The organism is Klebsiella sp. MS 92-3 (assembly GCF_000195655.1).
GTDB classification, from domain to species: Bacteria; Pseudomonadota; Gammaproteobacteria; order Enterobacterales; family Enterobacteriaceae; genus Klebsiella; species Klebsiella pneumoniae.
Window position 1 is genome coordinate 8766 of sequence record NZ_GL882805.1, and the last position, 4295, is coordinate 13060.

Here is a 4295-nt window from a genome sequence, read left to right on the forward strand (position 1 = left end):
CCCGGCAGCGGAATGTGCTAACTCCGACGGGAGCAAATCCGTGAAAGACTTATTAAAGTTTCTGAAAGCGCAAACTAAAACCGAAGAGTTTGATGCGATCAAAATTGCTCTGGCTTCGCCAGACATGATCCGTTCATGGTCTTTCGGTGAAGTTAAAAAGCCGGAAACCATTAACTACCGTACGTTCAAGCCAGAACGTGACGGCCTTTTCTGCGCCCGTATCTTTGGGCCGGTAAAAGATTATGAGTGCCTGTGCGGTAAGTACAAGCGCCTGAAACACCGCGGTGTGATCTGTGAGAAGTGCGGCGTTGAAGTGACCCAGACTAAAGTGCGTCGTGAGCGCATGGGCCACATCGAGCTGGCATGTCCGACTGCGCACATCTGGTTCCTGAAATCCCTGCCGTCCCGTATCGGTCTGCTGCTGGATATGCCGCTGCGCGATATCGAACGTGTACTGTACTTTGAATCCTATGTGGTTATCGAAGGTGGCATGACCAACCTCGAACGCAACCAGATTCTGACGGAAGAACAGTACCTGGACGCGCTGGAAGAGTTCGGTGACGAATTCGACGCGAAAATGGGCGCGGAAGCGATCCAGGCGCTGCTGCGCAATATGGATCTGGAGCAGGAATGCGAGCAGCTGCGTGAAGAGCTGAACGAAACCAACTCCGAAACCAAGCGTAAAAAGCTGACCAAGCGCATTAAGCTGCTGGAAGCTTTCGTTCAGTCTGGCAACAAGCCGGAGTGGATGATCCTGACCGTTCTGCCGGTACTGCCGCCAGATCTGCGTCCGCTGGTTCCGCTGGACGGTGGTCGTTTCGCGACGTCTGACCTCAACGATCTGTATCGTCGCGTGATCAACCGTAACAACCGTCTGAAACGTCTGCTGGATCTGGCTGCGCCGGATATCATCGTACGCAACGAAAAACGTATGCTGCAGGAAGCGGTTGACGCCCTGCTGGATAACGGTCGTCGCGGTCGTGCGATCACCGGTTCTAACAAACGTCCTCTGAAATCTTTGGCCGATATGATCAAAGGTAAACAGGGTCGTTTCCGCCAGAACCTGCTCGGTAAACGCGTTGACTACTCCGGTCGTTCTGTTATCACCGTAGGTCCATACCTGCGTCTGCATCAGTGCGGTCTGCCGAAGAAAATGGCGCTGGAGCTGTTCAAACCGTTCATCTACGGCAAGCTGGAACTGCGTGGCCTGGCCACCACCATCAAAGCCGCTAAGAAGATGGTTGAGCGCGAAGAAGCTGTCGTTTGGGATATCCTGGACGAAGTTATCCGCGAACACCCGGTCCTGCTGAACCGTGCGCCAACCCTGCACCGTCTGGGTATTCAGGCATTCGAACCGGTTCTGATCGAAGGTAAAGCCATCCAGCTGCACCCGCTGGTTTGTGCGGCATACAACGCCGACTTCGATGGTGACCAGATGGCTGTTCACGTACCGCTGACGCTGGAAGCCCAGCTGGAAGCGCGTGCGCTGATGATGTCTACCAACAACATCCTGTCCCCGGCGAACGGCGAACCAATCATCGTTCCGTCTCAGGACGTTGTACTGGGTCTGTACTACATGACCCGTGACAGTGTTAACGCCAAAGGCGAAGGCATGGTGCTGACTGGCCCGAAAGAAGCTGAGCGTATTTATCGCGCCGGCCTGGCCTCTCTGCATGCGCGCGTTAAAGTGCGTATCACTGAATACGAAAAAGACGACAATGGTGAGTTTGTCGCGAAAACCAGCCTGAAAGACACGACCGTTGGCCGTGCCATTCTGTGGATGATCGTGCCGAAAGGTCTGCCGTTCTCTATCGTGAACCAGGCGCTTGGTAAGAAAGCGATCTCCAAGATGCTGAACACCTGTTACCGTATTCTGGGTCTGAAACCGACCGTTATTTTTGCGGACCAGACGATGTACACCGGCTTTGCTTACGCAGCGCGTTCAGGTGCATCCGTTGGTATCGATGACATGGTCATCCCGGAGAAAAAATACGAAATCATCAGCGAAGCGGAAGCGGAAGTTGCTGAGATTCAGGAACAGTTCCAGTCCGGTCTGGTGACCGCGGGCGAACGCTACAACAAAGTTATCGATATCTGGGCTGCGGCGAACGATCGTGTATCCAAAGCGATGATGGATAACCTGCAAACCGAAACCGTGATTAACCGTGACGGTCAGGAAGAGCAGCAGGTTTCCTTCAACAGCATCTACATGATGGCCGACTCCGGTGCGCGTGGTTCTGCGGCACAGATTCGTCAGCTGGCTGGTATGCGTGGTCTGATGGCGAAGCCGGATGGCTCCATCATCGAAACGCCGATCACCGCGAACTTCCGTGAAGGTCTGAACGTACTCCAGTACTTCATCTCCACCCACGGTGCTCGTAAAGGTCTGGCGGATACCGCACTGAAAACAGCGAACTCCGGTTACCTGACTCGTCGTCTGGTTGACGTTGCGCAGGACCTGGTCGTCACTGAAGACGACTGCGGCACCCTGGAAGGCATCACCATGACGCCGGTTATCGAAGGTGGCGACGTTAAAGAGCCGCTGCGCGATCGCGTACTGGGTCGTGTGACTGCGGAAGATGTTCTGAAGCCGGGTACCGCGGATATTCTGGTTCCACGCAACACGCTGCTGCATGAGCACTGGTGTGACCTGCTGGAAGCGAACTCCGTTGACTCCGTCAAAGTGCGTTCCGTTGTATCCTGTGACACCGACTTTGGCGTCTGCGCGCACTGCTATGGTCGTGACCTGGCGCGTGGCCACCTCATCAACAAAGGTGAGGCTATCGGCGTTATCGCGGCACAGTCCATCGGTGAGCCGGGTACACAGCTGACGATGCGTACGTTCCACATCGGTGGTGCGGCATCTCGTGCGGCTGCTGAATCCAGCATCCAGGTGAAAAACAAAGGTAGCATCAAGCTCAGCAACGCGAAGTCGGTTGTGAACTCCAGTGGTAAGCTGGTTATCACTTCCCGTAATACCGAGCTGAAGCTGATCGACGAATTCGGTCGTACCAAAGAGAGCTATAAAGTACCTTACGGTGCGGTTATGGCGAAAGGCGACGGTGAGCAGGTTGCCGGCGGTGAAACCGTCGCAAACTGGGATCCGCACACCATGCCGGTTATCACCGAAGTTAGCGGTTTCATCCGTTTCACTGACATGATCGACGGTCAGACCATTACTCGTCAGACTGACGAGCTGACCGGTCTGTCTTCGCTGGTGGTTCTGGACTCTGCAGAACGTACCGCAGGTGGTAAAGATCTGCGTCCAGCACTGAAAATTGTTGATGCTCAGGGCAACGACGTTCTGATCCCAGGCACTGATATGCCTGCTCAGTACTTCCTGCCGGGTAAAGCGATTGTTCAGCTGGAAGATGGCGTACAGATCAGCTCGGGTGACACCCTGGCGCGTATTCCGCAGGAATCCGGCGGTACCAAGGATATCACCGGTGGTCTGCCGCGCGTTGCGGACCTGTTCGAAGCACGTCGTCCGAAAGAGCCGGCTATCCTGGCTGAAATCAGCGGTATCATTTCCTTCGGTAAAGAAACCAAAGGGAAACGTCGCCTGGTTATCACCCCGGTAGACGGTAGCGAGCCGTACGAAGAGATGATCCCGAAATGGCGTCAGCTCAACGTGTTCGAAGGTGAACGTGTGGAACGTGGTGATGTGGTTTCCGACGGTCCGGAAGCACCGCACGACATTCTGCGTCTGCGTGGCGTACATGCTGTGACCCGTTACATTGTTAACGAAGTCCAGGACGTATACCGTCTGCAGGGCGTTAAGATTAACGATAAGCACATCGAAGTTATCGTTCGTCAGATGCTGCGTAAAGCCACCATCGAAAGCGCAGGCAGCTCCGACTTCCTCGAAGGCGAGCAGGTGGAATACTCCCGCGTCAAGATCGCGAACCGCGAACTGGAAGCGAACGGCAAAGTGGGCGCAACGTTCTCCCGCGATCTGCTGGGTATCACCAAAGCGTCTCTGGCCACCGAGTCCTTCATCTCCGCGGCATCGTTCCAGGAGACCACTCGCGTGCTGACCGAAGCAGCCGTTGCGGGCAAACGCGACGAACTGCGCGGTCTGAAAGAGAACGTCATCGTGGGTCGTCTGATCCCGGCCGGTACCGGTTATGCGTATCACCAGGATCGTATGCGCCGTCGCGCTGCTGGCGAGCTGCCGGCGGCACCGCAGGTGAGCGTGGAAGAAGCGTCTGCCAACCTGGCAGAGCTGCTGAACGCAGGTCTGGGCGGTTCTGACAACGATTAATCGTTGATGCACTGCTAAAAAGCCGGTCAGG

The 4295-nt window shown here is 55.5% G+C and carries 1 protein-coding gene; it reads left to right on the top strand.

Annotation, left to right across the window (positions count from 1 at the left end):
- The first annotated feature begins 40 nt into the window (after nucleotides 1-40).
- Nucleotides 41-4264 carry a DNA-directed RNA polymerase subunit beta' gene (rpoC, locus tag HMPREF9538_RS14730; protein ID WP_002884146.1) on the top strand — a complete coding sequence of 1408 codons (4224 nt, stop codon included), beginning with the start codon at nucleotides 41-43 and terminating at the stop codon, nucleotides 4262-4264.
- Nucleotides 4265-4295: the final 31 nt, after the last annotated feature.